The sequence below is a fragment of the Falsiruegeria litorea R37 genome (genome assembly GCF_900172225.1).
In the GTDB taxonomy this organism is placed as follows: Bacteria; Pseudomonadota; Alphaproteobacteria; order Rhodobacterales; family Rhodobacteraceae; genus Falsiruegeria; species Falsiruegeria litorea.
The window spans coordinates 142,727-156,197 of sequence record NZ_FWFO01000004.1 but is presented as its reverse complement, the minus strand read 5'-3'; the positions used below and the strand labels follow the sequence as shown (position 1 = coordinate 156,197).

Sequence of the window (13,471 nt, the reverse complement as noted above, 5' to 3'; positions counted from 1 at the left end):
CGGCAAATCAGTCCTGATTTCTGCAAAGCAGCATGGGCGGTTGATTTCGCCCCTTGCCGCAGTCTAACAGTATTCATGCAGATTTACCTTCCCATAGCCGAAGTGTCCGTTAACGCCTTTCTTTTGTTGGGCCTTGGCGGCATGGTCGGAATCCTGTCGGGCATGTTTGGTGTCGGCGGCGGGTTCCTGATGACGCCATTGTTGTTCTTTATCGGTATTCCGCCCGCTGTTGCGGTTGCCACCGAGGCCAACCAGATCGTTGCCTCGTCTTTCTCGGGCGTACTTGCGCATTTCCGACGAAAGACCGTGGACTTGAAAATGGGAACGGTGCTTTTGGTCGGGGGCCTTACCGGGGCCGCCCTTGGTGTGGTGGTCTTCAACTACCTCAAAAGCCTCGGCCAGGTCGATCTGCTGGTCAAACTCTGCTACGTCGTCTTCCTTGGCATCATCGGCAGCCTGATGTTTGTCGAGAGCCTGAACGCGATCCGCAAGGCGCGCGGTGCCGCTGGAGGTGCTCCTGCAAAACGCCGTCAGCGCACATGGGTTCACGCGCTTCCGATGAAAATGCGCTTTCGCACTTCGGGCCTGTATATCTCGGTCATTCCACCGCTGATCGTCGGTGTCTTCGTCGGTATCCTGTCGGCCATCATGGGTGTTGGCGGTGGCTTTATCATGGTGCCTGCGATGATCTATCTGCTGGGAATGCCGACCAAGGTGGTTGTTGGGACGTCGCTGTTTCAGATCATCTTTGTGACCGGATTTACCACCATGCTGCACGCCACCACGAACTATACCGTGGACGTGGTTCTGGCGGTTCTGCTGCTCGTCGGCGGCGTGATCGGCGCCCAGATTGGCACAAGGATCGGCGTCAAGATGAAGGCCGAACAGCTGCGCGTGCTGCTGGCTCTGATGGTTCTTGTGGTCTGCGGCAAGCTGGCGCTGGATCTGCTTCTGCAACCCACCGAGCTTTACTCGCTCGGCGCAGCCGGAGGTCACTAAGCCATGTTCCGCATCTTTCTGACTCTGCTGTTCCTGATCCCGACACTGGCTTCTGCCGAAGAGGTTGTGCTGGGGCTGAGCAAAGACAACGTCGCCATCACCACCAGCTTTGACGGCTCGGAAATTCTGATCTTTGGCGCTGTCAAACGCGAAGCGCCCATCGATCAATCTTCGCCGCTTGAGGTGGTCATTACAGTCGCTGGTCCGTCCGAACCCGTCGTTGTGCGCCGCAAGGAAAACGTATTCGGGATCTGGGTGAACACCGATGCGGTCGAAGTTGACGCGGCCCCCAGCTTCTATGCCGTGGCAACGACCGGACCGATTGATCAGGTGCTGTCCAACACAGAAGACCTGCGCCAGAAGATCACCATCGACAACGCCATCCGCTCGGTCGGGGCACCTGCGAATATCACTGATGCCGAAAGCTTCACCGATGCCGTCATTCGCATCAAGCAAAGCCAAGGTTTGTATCAGACACTCGAAGGTCAGGTCGCTCTGGATCAGCAGACGCTGTTTCGCACGTCGATCGATATGCCCGCTGATCTGACCGAAGGCGACTATGCCACGCGCATCTTCCTAACGCGCGACGGACAGATTGTTGGCGACTACGAGACCTCGATCGCGGTTCAGAAAGTTGGGCTGGAACGCTTCCTGTTCAACATGTCGCGCGAACAACCCGTCTGGTATGGTCTGATGTCTCTGGCCATTGCCATCGCTGCAGGTTGGGGCGCATCTGCTGTCTTCCGCATCTTCCGCGCCGGATAAACCATGACGCGGCTGACGTCGTCAGCCGCGTCCGATATAGGGCATGGTGGTGGCCATCACCGTCATGAACTGTACATTCGCTTCGAGCGGCAGCTCGGCCATATGCATAACCGATTTCGCTGCATCTTCGACAGCCATGGTGGGATCGGGGTCTCGTCCTTCGGCTGCTGCCCTATCATTCAAGCCCTGCACCATCGCAGTTCTGGCATTTCCGATGTCAATCTGACCACAGGCGATCCCCAGGTCCCGGCCATCCAGAGACAGGCTCCGGGTAAGCCCCGTGATCGCATGTTTCGTTGCCGTGTAGTGAGCCGAGTTCGGCCGAGGGACATGCGCCGCGATCGAGCCATTGTTGATGATCCGACCACCTTGCGGATCTTGGTTCCGCATCGCTGAAAAGGCAGCACGGGCAGCCAGGAACATTCCGTTCAAGTTCACGTTGACGGTTTGATACCAATCATCCAACGCGATCTCGTCTATCGTTCCGCCAGGCGCGAAAACGCCCGCATTGTTGAACAGTACGTCCAAACGACCAACTCGGCCAACGAAAGCGTCAAACGCAGTTTGCACCGCTTTGGGGTCTGTCACATCCGCCGCCAAAGAGATCGCTTTGGGATTGTCGCCCGCCACCTCGGTCAAGGCGCCCTCTCGACGGGCCAACAAACCGACAGTCCAGCCGTGCTCCAAGAAAAGCTCTGCCGTTGCCCGTCCGATCCCGGAGCTTGCTCCGGTCACAATGATACTACTCATGTGCTCTCTGCCTCCAAGGTCAGGGCCGCTGCGGGTTTGGCACGCAGGTCGTCAACGCGCAGCGGATATGTCGGTTTGGACAAGCGATTGCGCACCACCCAGATCAACCGCTCCTGCGCCCGTGTGATCGCCACATAGGCCAGCCGTTTCCACAGGGGCTGTCCCGCCTCGACCCGGCCCATTCGGGCGGCCACATAGATGTCAGGGGCAAAGACTTGGACCGTGTCCCATTGCGAGCCTTGTGCTTTGTGTATGGTCACCGCTGCCCCGTGCAAGAACGTGGCCCCCATTCTCGCGGCGAACGGAATAAAGGGCTCTTCTTCGTCCGGTATCTCGATCTTGACAATAGATGCCGCGCTGACCTGCGGGTCTTCGGCCCCCATCACGTGAAGACGAGAAAACCCCGCCTTGCGGCCCGGCCCCAGATAGATCACCTGAGCGCCTTTGATCAGGCCGCGCGCTTCAAGATCTAGGCGCTTTTTACGATGCTTCAGCGGCAGTTCCAGTCCGTCGCAGATGAGCGGCTCTCCTTCCAGCAACTCTTCTTCGGGCGCGCCATGGACCGTGCGGAACGCATTGATCAGACGTATTCGGGTGGCATTGCGCCAAACCAGGACGGGACTACGCGCCATCAGATCAACTTCGACTCGTTGTCCCCACACGACTCGTTCATCGCGTTTGGCGGTGTCTTCGATCATCCGCTCGAAATCATGGAACTCAAGCTGGGGATCAGCCAGGGCATGGGCCAGATCAAGGATCGGGTTGTCGGCCTCTTGTCGGTGGATGCGCTGCAGCTCAAGCTTGCGCGGTTCGGACAGGCCATCAAAGACCATCGCGCCTGATTGGTTGACTGGGGCCAATTGGGCCGGATCGCCAAATAGAAGTAGGGTAGGAAAGATCTCTTTTAGATCCTCGAATTGCCGGTCGTCCAGCATCGAGGCCTCATCGACAAATCCGATATCGAGCGGCTCGTCCCGCCGTTTCCATCCGGTGATGAAATCCGACCCCCGCAGGCCTGCGGCGGCCAAGGCGCCAGGTATCGACTTGTTCTTTTCATAGAAGGCGGCCGCGCGCGCCAGTGCCTCGTCTGTCAGCCCCTCAACCTCGGGCTTTTCACCGTTTCCGGCCAGCCATTCGGCAATGCGTTCGTATTCGGGATCATAGACAGGCGTGTATAGAATGCGGTGGATGGTTGTTGCGGGCACGCCACGCAGGCGCAGGACACTGGCGGCCTTGTTCGTTGGGGCCAGGATCGCCAGCGTGCGCTTGTCACGGTTCTTGCGCCCTTCGTAGTCGCCCGACACCACCTGAACACCCGCAGTCTCAAGCGCCTTGTACAGTTCGGACAAAAGCAGGGTCTTTCCCGATCCCGCCTTTCCGATTACGGCCATCACCCCGGCCTCGCCCCCCGCAGGTGGCTTCAACAAAGCTTCGTCTTCAAGGTCGACACCTGAACTGCGCAGCAGGTCAGTTACGGCATCAAATGCAGCAGCTTGATCTTCGGAGAAAACAACGGGGGCTTGAGTCATATCGCGACCCTATAGACAGGCCTCAGGCACCACCAGATGCCCAAGGCGCTGTTTGTCGAATTTTATCCAGCCTTGGCGAAACGGGTGGTCTTGACCGTGCCAAACGCAGAGCTGAACCACAGACGCGACAGTTCGGGTGGGATACCTGCGCGCTTGGCCACCCGTTCACGGGCTTCAGGCGTGAATTCCCACAAGCCTACCGAAATTCGATCGCGCCCTGTCCCCTCCGAACCCAGAACTTCGGGAGAAGAACCAATCGCTTTGTAAATCCGAACCATCCGAGCATCGAACACGCCGGCAAAATGGCGAATACCAAATCCGGTCATGATCTCTCCGCCTCCTAACATCAACGCGGCCGCCACATTCGGGCTAGCATCACGCGCCAGACAGAACCGAGTGCATTCCCAAATCAGAGGGCTGCAAATCGGAGCCCCACCAGTGAGATGACCAAACACTTCGTTCACCATCACCGGCCCGGTGGTCGGCAAGAAACGCATGGATCCACCATGACGGCCATCCGCCTCTTCCCAAATGACATAGAGAGGGTTGAGATCATCGTATTGGTCCCGCTCTTCGCCGTTCTCGTCAACAGAAACTTCCCAGCCCAGGCGGGTCTTAAATTGGTCTGCCCGATCCCGGAACATGGAATTGGCAAGTTCGGGAAAACGATTCAATTCGTCTGCATAAATATAGCGCAACATCTGCTGGTCCCCTTTTTCGTCCGTCGCTGGAACAAAGGGAGTACAGAGCAATGGTTAATATCTGGTCAGGAAGACGAACGAGGGCTTAAACCACGATTAACCCTCGACTCATGGCAGTCGCTATCGCATGGGTTGTATTGAGCGCTCCGAGCTTGAACCGTGCGCTTTCGATGTAAACGCGCAGAGTGTGTTCCGAGATGGACAAGCTGTGCGCCACCTGAGCCCTGTTATACCCCATCGCAAGTAAGGTCATGGCGTCCACCTCGCGTGGGGAAAGCGCCCGCGCTTGTTCAGGTTTCCGGTCCGTTTCAAAGTCCAAGGCCTTGCGGTTGAAGTAGTGCGCAATCAACAAAAGATCCCTACCATAGGCTTCGGTGAACGCCGCCCATTCATCATCACGGCAATTGTGGTTTGCCGTGAACAGTGCGAACTGCCCGTTTGGCCCCCGGATCGGAATCGAATACCCTTGGTTTCCCACCCCGTGTTCCAAGGCGTCCGCCAACATCATCTTGGCCGCCTTGCCAGACCAGTCCATCCGCTTCCAGTCGACCGGATGAAACCGTTGGAAACAGCCTAAAATAACGGGGTCGATGCGATGATAGTTCTGCTCGACATAGCGCTGCACCCAAGTGTCTGGATAGGTGCCACACCCATATTGATCCCCTGCGCTATCCACCCAGTGATAGACGATGTGGCGGATATCCAAGGCATCCCTCAATGCCTCGGATATCGCCTGTAATTCCTCAAGCCCGTTGGTAGCGTCCAACGCCTCCAACACTTGATCCAAATTGGCCGTGTTCCCCATTCGCCTGCGCGCGTGCCTCTTCTTTCTGGGACGCGATTTCGGCGGCGGCAACCAGCGTGGTGTCATCCAGCTGCTCAGCCAATTTCCCCAACCCGTTCGCGGAAGCGAAAGTCTTGAGATCCGCCAGAACGTCCAAAATCCAGTCATTGTGCGCCATCAGAGTCTCTCCGAAACAGTTAACGAAAGGTTAACACAACTATAGCATGTGCGATTTGCGTTAGGAAATTCACTTCTTTCTACTCCCCATAAACAGCGAGGTCACAATTCTTAACCCACTGATACGTCAAAAGTAGCCATCCTACACAAAGAAGCCCACGAACCACAGTGGTGATTCGCGGGCCAGTTTGTCAGCTTGATTCTGCAGGTAAGGTTAATTGCCTGCTTCCAGAACCTCTTCCAAAGTGCGCAGACCGGTTTTGGGGGCCTGAACCAGCACAGACATATTGCCTGGCAGGTGCTCGTTGCGACGCATTTTCATGTGCGCTTCGGGCAGATCGTCCCAGGTGAACACTTCGGACATGCACGGATCCAGACGACGCTCGACCATCAGCTGGTTTGCCGAGGATGCTTGCTTGAGGTGGGCAAAGTGCGAGCCCTGCAAACGTTTCTGGTGCATCCACATGTAACGCACGTCCAAGGTCAGGTTGTAGCCGGTAGTACCCGCGCAGATCACAACCATACCGCCCTTCTTCACGACGAAGGTCGAGACCGGGAAGGTGCTTTCGCCGGGGTGTTCGAATACCATGTCGACGTTGTTGCCCTTGCCGGTGATTTCCCAGATGGCCGCGCCGAACTTGCGAGCCTCTTTGAACCATTCGGCATATTCCGGCGTGTTCACTGTGGGCAGCTGACCCCAGCAATTGAAGTCCTTGCGGTTCAGAACACCCTTGGCACCCAGACCCATCACAAAGTCACGCTTGCTTTCGTCCGAGATCACGCCGATCGCATTGGCACCGGCGGTGTTGATCAGCTGGATCGCATAGGAACCCAGACCACCCGACGCGCCCCAAACCAGAACGTTCTGGCCTGGCTTCAGATCGTGCGGCTCGTGGCCGAACAACATGCGATAGGCAGTTGCGAGCGTCAGGGTGTAGCAGGCAGCCTCTTCCCAAGTCAGGTGCTTGGGACGCGGCATCAACTGCTGAGCCTGAACGTTGGTGAACTGAGCGAACGAACCATTGGGGGTTTCATAGCCCCAGATACGCTGGCTGTTGGAATACATCGGGTCGCCGCCGTTGCAGTGCTCGTCGTCGCCGTCGTCCTGGTTGCAGTGGATGACAACCTCATCACCAACTTTCCAGCGGGTCACTTTCGAACCCACTGCCCAGACGATGCCCGCAGCATCAGAGCCGGCAATGTGGTAGGGTTGCTTGTGGACGTTGAACATGCTGATCGGAACACCCAGCGAGGCCCAGACACCGTTGTAGTTCACGCCAGCGGCCATAACCAGGACCAGCACCTCATGGCTGTCAAGCTCGGGCACGTCGACAACTTCGACCTGCATCGCCTTGTTTGGCTCGCCTTCACGCTCCTGACGGATTGCCCACGCGTACATCTTCTTGGGCACATAGCCCATGGGGGGGATTTCACCCACTTCGTAGAGGTCTTTTTCAGGCGCCTCGTACGACGCGACGCCGCCGTTAGTGTCCAAAGCCATATCGGCCTCCTTTTTCTTAAATCTCGCCGCAACGCAGAATCGCGGGCTTGGAGACTGGATACAAACGGCCACGCAACATTGCAACACCATTTAGGGCATTTTTGAAATTTTATGACCCCGCAGTCGCAGCATCAATTTCCGCACCTGCATCATCATCGGGCATTTTGGGCTTTAGTAGATGATCGACAGAAGCCGCATAATAACGCAGCAAGTCAGGCCGCTCCGGGCCAACGGCATATGCGTCACCTTGCTCGATCAGAATTCTTCGGTCTGTGAGTTGCGTCAAACCTTCTTCGATCAGTGACTTAACCACGGGCGAAGAACGTGCCGGGTTCCATTCTATCAACGCTTGTTCCAGTTCCATACGGGTCATCGGTCCGGCACCATTGATATGCCAAGATACAAAGGGAACCGGCAAAATGGGCACTGCCCCGCCAATCCTAGACATCAACTCTCGTGCCAAGGGAACCGTTAAATCGTCTTCAGTCGTGTTGTGAAAGGCCCGCAGAGACAGCGGCTCGCCGTATCTAACTGCGGCGTAGCCAAATCGCTTGTAGCGACCAGTGATCCGACGCCAGATTTGTTTCAGCACCCACCCCATTATGACGCCGATCCGGGCGCGGAAACGCCGCTCGGATCGGTTTGCGGCCGTGGTCAGGATCGTATCTTCGAGCACACGGTCATAATTCAAAGCCACTGGAACAAATACGACGTCGCGCTTTTCCGGGTCGCTCCCGTCAATAATGTACTTCAGTAACCCCAACTTTGGACGCCCAAGCGTCCCATTCAAACTCAACCCTCCTTCGGGGAACATGGCCTGGGTCACGCCGGCCTCAGTCGCGTGGCGCACGTAACAGGCCAGAACCTGGCGGTACAAATCGCTGCCCGACTTGCGGCGTATGAAATAAGCGCCCATAGCCCGGATCAAGCGACTGAGTGGCCAGACCCGCGCCCACTCTCCCACCGCATAGGACAAGGCAGATCGCTGCGCCGCAAGATATGTGATCAGCACGTAGTCCATATTACTGCGGTGGTTCATCACAAAGACGACCGTGGCGCTTGGGTCGATGCCCCTGACAGCAGCCTCGTTCTGATAGTCCAATCGCACATTGTAGAATGCGTTGCTCAGAAACCGAGCCAGTCGGATCGCAAAGCTGAAATATGTGAACGCGGAAAAGGATGGCACAATCTCGCGCGCATAGCGACGCGCCTGTTCAAAGGCCACCGCCTCAGGGATGCCTTCGGCAACTGCATGGTCGCGCACCGCCTGCCCCACCTGCGGGTCATAGATCAGGCGTTGGATCATGTCGTGACGTCGGGCCAATTTGAACGGCTGAATCGGGCGCTCCAGACGCTTGTTCAACCGAGCAACAGCACGCTCCAGGCGATGACGGAAAAACCACCGCACGGATGGGAACAGAAAATGCGAAGCAAAGGTGACCGCAGCGAACAACACGATCAGGACAAAAAGCCAAAGCGGGAGTTCTACAGTCTGCGTCATTTGCGCAACCTGCCACTAATTGGCCCGTGTCACAATCCATTCGCGTAACAACACCTCGCCGCAACGCAGCGAATTGACATGTGCTGAAAATTACGATTTAGAACTCATCGACGAAATATTATTGCCCACCCGACTCGCGAGGCCCACTATGACGCAGACGCAGAAAGATCGCCCCTGGCTCATCCGTACGTATGCCGGTCACTCCACGGCAAAAGCTTCGAATGCGCTGTACCGCAGCAACTTGGCCAAAGGCCAAACCGGTCTGTCCGTCGCCTTCGATCTACCGACACAAACGGGATATGACAGTGACCACGTTTTGGCACGGGGCGAAGTTGGCAAAGTGGGCGTACCGGTTTCTCATCTGGGTGACATGCGTACACTGTTTGACCAGATCCCTCTGGAACAGATGAACACGTCGATGACGATCAACGCCACGGCACCCTGGTTGCTGTCGTTGTACATTGCCGTAGCCGAGGAGCAGGGTGCTGACATCTCGAAACTGCAAGGCACCGTTCAAAACGACCTGATCAAGGAATACCTGAGCCGCGGTACCTATGTCTGCCCGCCCAAACCTTCGCTCAAGATGATCGCTGATGTGGCGGAATATTGCTACACCAACGTGCCCAAATGGAACCCGATGAACGTGTGTTCCTATCACCTGCAAGAAGCGGGCGCCACGCCCGAGCAGGAATTGGCCTTTGCCCTTGCCACGGCAATCGCCGTTCTGGACGAGCTGCGCCCGCGCGTTCCGGCCGAAGATTTCCCGGCGCTCTGTGGACGTATCTCGTTCTTTGTGAATGCAGGCATCCGGTTTGTGACCGAGATGTGCAAGATGCGCGCCTTTGTGGACCTGTGGGACGAAATCCTGGTCGAACGCTATGGTGTGACCGATCCTAAATCGCGCCGCTTCCGTTATGGCGTCCAAGTGAACTCGCTTGGTTTGACGGAACAGCAGCCGGAAAACAATGTCTACCGCATCCTGATCGAAATGCTGGCCGTGACCCTGTCGAAAAAGGCCCGTGCGCGTGCGGTTCAGCTGCCTGCATGGAACGAAGCGCTTGGCCTGCCGCGCCCGTGGGATCAGCAGTGGTCGATGCGGATGCAGCAGATTCTGGCTTATGAGACCGACTTGTTGGAATTCGACGATCTGTTCGATGGCAACCCAGCGGTCGACGCCAAGGTCGAGGAATTGAAAGACGGGGCACGGGCCGAACTGGCTAACCTGGACTCGATGGGTGGGGCCGTGGCCTCGATCGAATACATGAAGTCGCGTCTGGTGGATTCCAACGCCGAGCGTTTGAACCGCATCGAGCGCAATGAAACTGTGGTCGTCGGTGTAAACAAATGGACCCAGGGCGAGCCCTCGCCCCTGCAGACCGAAGACGGCGGTATCATGGTCGTTGATCCGGCGGTCGAACAAGAACAGATCGGTCGTCTGAACGAATGGCGCAGCCAACGTGATGACGCGGCGGTTACAGCCGCTTTGGCCGCGCTGCGTGAAGCAGCCCGCACCGGGGCCAATGTCATGGAGCCCTCGATTGCTGCAGCCAAAGCCGGTGTAACCACCGGTGAATGGGCCGAGGAAATGCGCAAAGCATACGGCACCTATCGTGGCCCGACCGGCGTATCCGGCTCGGTATCGAACAAAACCGAAGGTCTGGATGACATCCGCACACGTGTGGATGCGGTCAGCGATCAACTTGGGCGCCGGTTGAAATTTCTGGTCGGCAAGCCGGGCCTTGACGGTCACTCCAACGGCGCTGAGCAGATCGCATTCCGCGCACGTGACTGCGGCATGGACATCTCGTACGAGGGCATTCGCCTGACCCCTGAGGAGATCGTCACCGCAGCAATCGATGACGAAGCACATGTGATCGGCCTGTCGATCCTGTCCGGCAGCCATTTGCCGTTGGTCGAAGATGTTCTAATCAGAATGAAAGCCGTCGGCTTGCAGAACGTTCCACTTATTGTTGGCGGAATTATTCCAGATGAAGACGCGGAAAAGCTGAAATCAATGGGAGTATCGAAAGTCTATACACCCAAGGATTTCGAGCTAAACACGATAATGACCGATATTGTGTCGCTTGCAGATCCAAGGGATATTGCAGCCGAATAAATATCGATCTGAGATTGAAACAATCTCTGGAACTCCCTGAAAAAAACACTAAAGTGGCGTATTGGGCGCCACCTTTTTGGTGCTTGAATTGCAATGGGAGTCACAAAATGGGAATCAACCTAAGCGCTATGTCGCGCAAGGAACTGCTGGATCTGCAGTCCAACGTGGAAACAGCACTGAAAGACGCAGAACAGCGGGAACGCCGTGAAGCTTTGGAAGCTGCTGAAAAGGCGGCCGCCGAATTTGGTTTTTCGTTGGCTGAATTGTCGCCAGATGCGAAAAAGGGCGGCAAGTCAGGAAAAGCAGCTGCGAAATATCGCAACCCGGCAAATCCGGAACAAACCTGGTCAGGCCGCGGACGCAAACCGCAATGGATTCACGATGCTTTGACATCGGGCGCCGATATCTCGGACCTGGAAATCTGAAAATAGGCTTTCATCAATGACAATCCACATTGGCGCCAAATCCGGAGAAATTGCAGAAACAGTTCTTTTGCCCGGCGACCCTTATCGCGCAAAATGGGCGGCGGAAACGTTTCTGTCGGATGTAAAGCTGGTCAACGAAGTTCGCGGGATGTTGGGGTATACCGGAACTTGGAACGGCCAGCGGGTCACCATTCAGGGCAGCGGCATGGGCATGCCGTCCCTGTCGATCTACGTCAACGAGTTGATCCGGGACTATGGCGCCAGAACCCTGATCCGCATTGGGTCTTGCGGCGGGATGCAGGACAAAGTTGCGGTCAGGGATGTCATTCTGGCGATGACAGCCACAACGCTCAGCACACCATCGCGGGGTATTTTCAAAGAGGTGAACTTTGCGCCTTGTGCGGATTGGTCCTTGCTGAAGGCGGCCGCTGACGCCGCGCAAGCCAAGGGAACAACGACACATGTCGGGGGCATCTATTCCTCGGATGTGTTCTATGATGAACGGCCCGATCTCAACGAACAGATGGTGCGTCACGGCATTCTTGGCGTCGAGATGGAAGCGGCCGAGCTTTACAATCTGGCGGCCCGTCACGGCTGCCGGGCCTTGGCGGTTCTGACGGTGTCCGATCACCTGCTGACGGGAGAGGCGCTGCCCAGCGACCAGCGCGAGCGCAGCTTCGGCGAGATGGTCGAGATCGCGCTCGAAGCCGCGTTTTCCGAGGTGCCTTAACCCTCGGATTTCACCCGATACCCCGCGTGTGACATGCGTACACCAAGCGTGCACTACCCGTGCACGGGTGGATACACTTGTGATCAAACGTCAATGCCCCGGGCGAAAGTTACTTCTTCGCCCGGGGCATTAACATTCTGGCATTGGATTTTGCTGGGAAAATGGCACGAAACTGTGGCGCGCTTTGATGTGCATGGGATGGTCTTTCGTTGAATGCGTGGCGCTTTGACAGCTCGAAGCACTCCCGCCCGTCGTCGATTTTCTTGGCAGAGTAACCTCCTCCTGTTGGGCCCGGCGCCGCGCTTCGCACGGCGCTTGGCGTCCAGGTGCAACTTTCCTGCAATGCAGTATCCAGGTCTTTTCCTGGATTTGTTGCAGCGGTACATCTGCCACAGAACGCAACCGCGCCGCGCGAAGCGCGGCGCCCGGCCCAAGGCCGCCAGAGATTTCGGCGCAGCCGAAATCAGCGCGGGCGCGGGAGCACCTCCCTCTTTCTCCTCTGTCTGTGCTGATCCGTCCTCAACGTCCGTGACTGCCATCATATTGATTGGCAGCAGGGCTGCACCACGCGTCCAGTGTGCCATCTTCCGGGGCAAAGATCTCGACCAAAAGCGGGTGGCAGGCGGCCGTATCCGAGGAATGCTCGGACGAGCAATCCCCGCCGGGGCAGGCGCTGAGATTGCCCAGCAAGTCGATCTCGGCAAAAAACTCAAGATAGTCGCCCGGACGGACGGGTGAGGCTTTCATGAAGTACTGTCCCGTGTCGCGGGTAAATCCCGTACACATGAAAACGTTGAGCACATCATGCACCAGCGTCTCGGCCTCGTGCAGAGACACGCCCAGATGATCGGCCAACGACCGGGTCAAGTTCGAATGACAGCAGTGATGATACTGCGTGTCGGCCAGCAGGTTACCCGTATAAGGGTCACAGCGGGTGCCGATCACGTCGTGAACCGAACCGCCGAATTCATCAATTCCATACCAACTCAGTGTATCCTCGGTGATTGTCGCCATGGGGCGCATATGTGGAAAGCTGCTCCACATCCGTTCCCCGGTGGTGATATGGGTGCCGTGCAGCGCACGGGTTTTACCGGAATAGAACCGCTCGGTCACGTCACTCAGGCTGTGCAGGTTCAGGTCGCCCACCTGCGGCCCTTCGACCGAGGAGATACGAACAAAATGACCCGCGGGCGCGGTAAAGCACCGCGCATCGCGGGCGGGCACCAGCACCTCGTCGGTTTTGATCGCTGTCTCTCGGGCTGCGCGATAAAGATCCAGCGGCGGCTTGGGCAGCGTTTCGTTCGGATAGCAGATCACCGGGGCGATGGCGCGGCGAGCGGCGGCGTCTGTGGGGGCGTTTGTCATGTTGTCGTCTCCTCTTGCCTTACACATGGACACAAGAGGCCCGGCAGATGCAAGAGGTCAGCCGGAGCGGTTTGCGCCACAAAAGCGAGGCGGCTCTTCGCCTTGCACCATGGCTCCGCAAGAGGCGC

Annotated in this window: 13 protein-coding genes; 5 read left to right on the top strand and 8 right to left on the bottom strand. The window is 57.2% G+C overall.

Annotated features, from left to right (window positions below):
- Window positions 1-75: 75 nt before the first annotated feature.
- A complete protein-coding gene (locus TRL7639_RS18870; RefSeq protein ID WP_085797433.1) occupies window positions 76-999 on the top strand; it encodes a sulfite exporter TauE/SafE family protein in 924 nt (307 codons plus the stop codon).
- Between the two features lie 3 nt (window positions 1,000-1,002).
- Window positions 1,003-1,764 (top strand): TIGR02186 family protein, encoded by a 762-nt coding sequence (locus TRL7639_RS18865; RefSeq protein WP_085797432.1) that lies wholly within the window; start codon window positions 1,003-1,005, stop codon window positions 1,762-1,764.
- 21 nt (window positions 1,765-1,785) lie between these two features.
- Here TRL7639_RS18865 and TRL7639_RS18860 read toward each other — a convergent pair whose 3' ends face one another.
- The 7 genes from TRL7639_RS18860 to TRL7639_RS18835 form a co-directional block, all read right to left on the bottom strand.
- On the bottom strand, window positions 1,786-2,514 hold the full coding sequence (locus tag TRL7639_RS18860) for an SDR family oxidoreductase (RefSeq protein ID WP_085797431.1): 729 nt from the start codon (window positions 2,512-2,514) through the stop codon (window positions 1,786-1,788).
- Window positions 2,511-4,043 carry an ATP-dependent DNA helicase gene (locus TRL7639_RS18855; protein WP_085797430.1) on the bottom strand — a complete coding sequence of 511 codons (1,533 nt, stop codon included), beginning with the start codon at window positions 4,041-4,043 and terminating at the stop codon, window positions 2,511-2,513. Before TRL7639_RS18855 ends, TRL7639_RS18860 begins: the two co-directional genes overlap by 4 nt.
- 62 nt (window positions 4,044-4,105) lie before the next feature.
- Window positions 4,106-4,744 (bottom strand): acyl-homoserine-lactone synthase, encoded by a 639-nt coding sequence (locus TRL7639_RS18850; RefSeq protein ID WP_085797429.1) that lies wholly within the window; start codon window positions 4,742-4,744, stop codon window positions 4,106-4,108.
- Window positions 4,745-4,829: 85 nt separating this feature from the next.
- The gene (locus tag TRL7639_RS18845) at window positions 4,830-5,549 is read right to left on the bottom strand and encodes a helix-turn-helix transcriptional regulator (RefSeq protein WP_085797428.1); all 720 of its coding nucleotides are present in this window, start codon (window positions 5,547-5,549) and stop codon (window positions 4,830-4,832) included.
- Window positions 5,488-5,706, bottom strand: coding sequence for a hypothetical protein (locus tag TRL7639_RS22840; RefSeq protein WP_110647187.1), 219 nt, complete (start codon window positions 5,704-5,706; stop codon window positions 5,488-5,490). The genes TRL7639_RS18845 and TRL7639_RS22840 overlap by 62 nt, the downstream gene beginning before the upstream one ends.
- 213 nt (window positions 5,707-5,919) lie before the next feature.
- Window positions 5,920-7,206, bottom strand: coding sequence for a crotonyl-CoA carboxylase/reductase (gene ccrA, locus TRL7639_RS18840; protein WP_085797427.1), 1,287 nt, complete (start codon window positions 7,204-7,206; stop codon window positions 5,920-5,922).
- Between the two features lie 109 nt (window positions 7,207-7,315).
- Window positions 7,316-8,707 carry a 1-acyl-sn-glycerol-3-phosphate acyltransferase gene (locus TRL7639_RS18835; RefSeq protein WP_085797426.1) on the bottom strand — a complete coding sequence of 464 codons (1,392 nt, stop codon included), beginning with the start codon at window positions 8,705-8,707 and terminating at the stop codon, window positions 7,316-7,318.
- Window positions 8,708-8,828: 121 nt separating this feature from the next.
- On the opposite strand from TRL7639_RS18835, the gene TRL7639_RS18830 reads away from it, so the two are divergent.
- The 3 genes from TRL7639_RS18830 to deoD all read left to right on the top strand — a co-directional run bounded on the left by TRL7639_RS18830 (window position 8,829) and on the right by deoD (window position 11,978).
- On the top strand, window positions 8,829-10,823 hold the full coding sequence (locus TRL7639_RS18830; RefSeq protein ID WP_268875841.1) for an ethylmalonyl-CoA mutase: 1,995 nt from the start codon (window positions 8,829-8,831) through the stop codon (window positions 10,821-10,823).
- Between the two features lie 107 nt (window positions 10,824-10,930).
- Window positions 10,931-11,248: an H-NS histone family protein gene (locus tag TRL7639_RS18825; RefSeq protein WP_085797425.1), complete on the top strand. Its 318-nt coding sequence runs from the start codon at window positions 10,931-10,933 to the stop codon at window positions 11,246-11,248.
- A gap of 16 nt (window positions 11,249-11,264) precedes the next feature.
- Entirely contained in the window at window positions 11,265-11,978 is a 714-nt protein-coding gene (gene deoD / locus TRL7639_RS18820; protein ID WP_085797424.1) for a purine-nucleoside phosphorylase, read from the top strand.
- Between the two features lie 519 nt (window positions 11,979-12,497).
- Here deoD and TRL7639_RS18815 read toward each other — a convergent pair.
- Window positions 12,498-13,343 (bottom strand): urea carboxylase-associated family protein, encoded by an 846-nt coding sequence (locus tag TRL7639_RS18815; protein WP_085797423.1) that lies wholly within the window; start codon window positions 13,341-13,343, stop codon window positions 12,498-12,500.
- Between the last annotated feature and the right edge of the window lie 128 nt (window positions 13,344-13,471).

Excerpts from the sequence above, each read along its gene's own strand:
- TRL7639_RS18860 (WP_085797431.1), bottom strand. The coding sequence starts at position 2,514 with ATGAGTAGTATCATTGTGACCGGAGCAAGCTCCGGGATCGGACGGGCA.
- ccrA (WP_085797427.1), bottom strand. The coding sequence starts at position 7,206 with ATGGCTTTGGACACTAACGGCGGCGTCGCGTCGTACGAGGCGCCTGAA.
- TRL7639_RS18855 (WP_085797430.1), bottom strand. The coding sequence starts at position 4,043 with ATGACTCAAGCCCCCGTTGTTTTCTCCGAAGATCAAGCTGCTGCATTT.
- TRL7639_RS18845 (WP_085797428.1), bottom strand. The coding sequence starts at position 5,549 with ATGGGGAACACGGCCAATTTGGATCAAGTGTTGGAGGCGTTGGACGCT.
- TRL7639_RS22840 (WP_110647187.1), bottom strand. The coding sequence starts at position 5,706 with ATGGCGCACAATGACTGGATTTTGGACGTTCTGGCGGATCTCAAGACT.
- deoD (WP_085797424.1), top strand. The coding sequence starts at position 11,265 with ATGACAATCCACATTGGCGCCAAATCCGGAGAAATTGCAGAAACAGTT.
- TRL7639_RS18815 (WP_085797423.1), bottom strand. The coding sequence starts at position 13,343 with ATGACAAACGCCCCCACAGACGCCGCCGCTCGCCGCGCCATCGCCCCG.
- TRL7639_RS18865 (WP_085797432.1), top strand. The coding sequence starts at position 1,003 with ATGTTCCGCATCTTTCTGACTCTGCTGTTCCTGATCCCGACACTGGCT.
- TRL7639_RS18870 (WP_085797433.1), top strand. The coding sequence starts at position 76 with ATGCAGATTTACCTTCCCATAGCCGAAGTGTCCGTTAACGCCTTTCTT.
- TRL7639_RS18850 (WP_085797429.1), bottom strand. The coding sequence starts at position 4,744 with ATGTTGCGCTATATTTATGCAGACGAATTGAATCGTTTTCCCGAACTT.
- TRL7639_RS18825 (WP_085797425.1), top strand. The coding sequence starts at position 10,931 with ATGGGAATCAACCTAAGCGCTATGTCGCGCAAGGAACTGCTGGATCTG.
- TRL7639_RS18835 (WP_085797426.1), bottom strand. The coding sequence starts at position 8,707 with ATGACGCAGACTGTAGAACTCCCGCTTTGGCTTTTTGTCCTGATCGTG.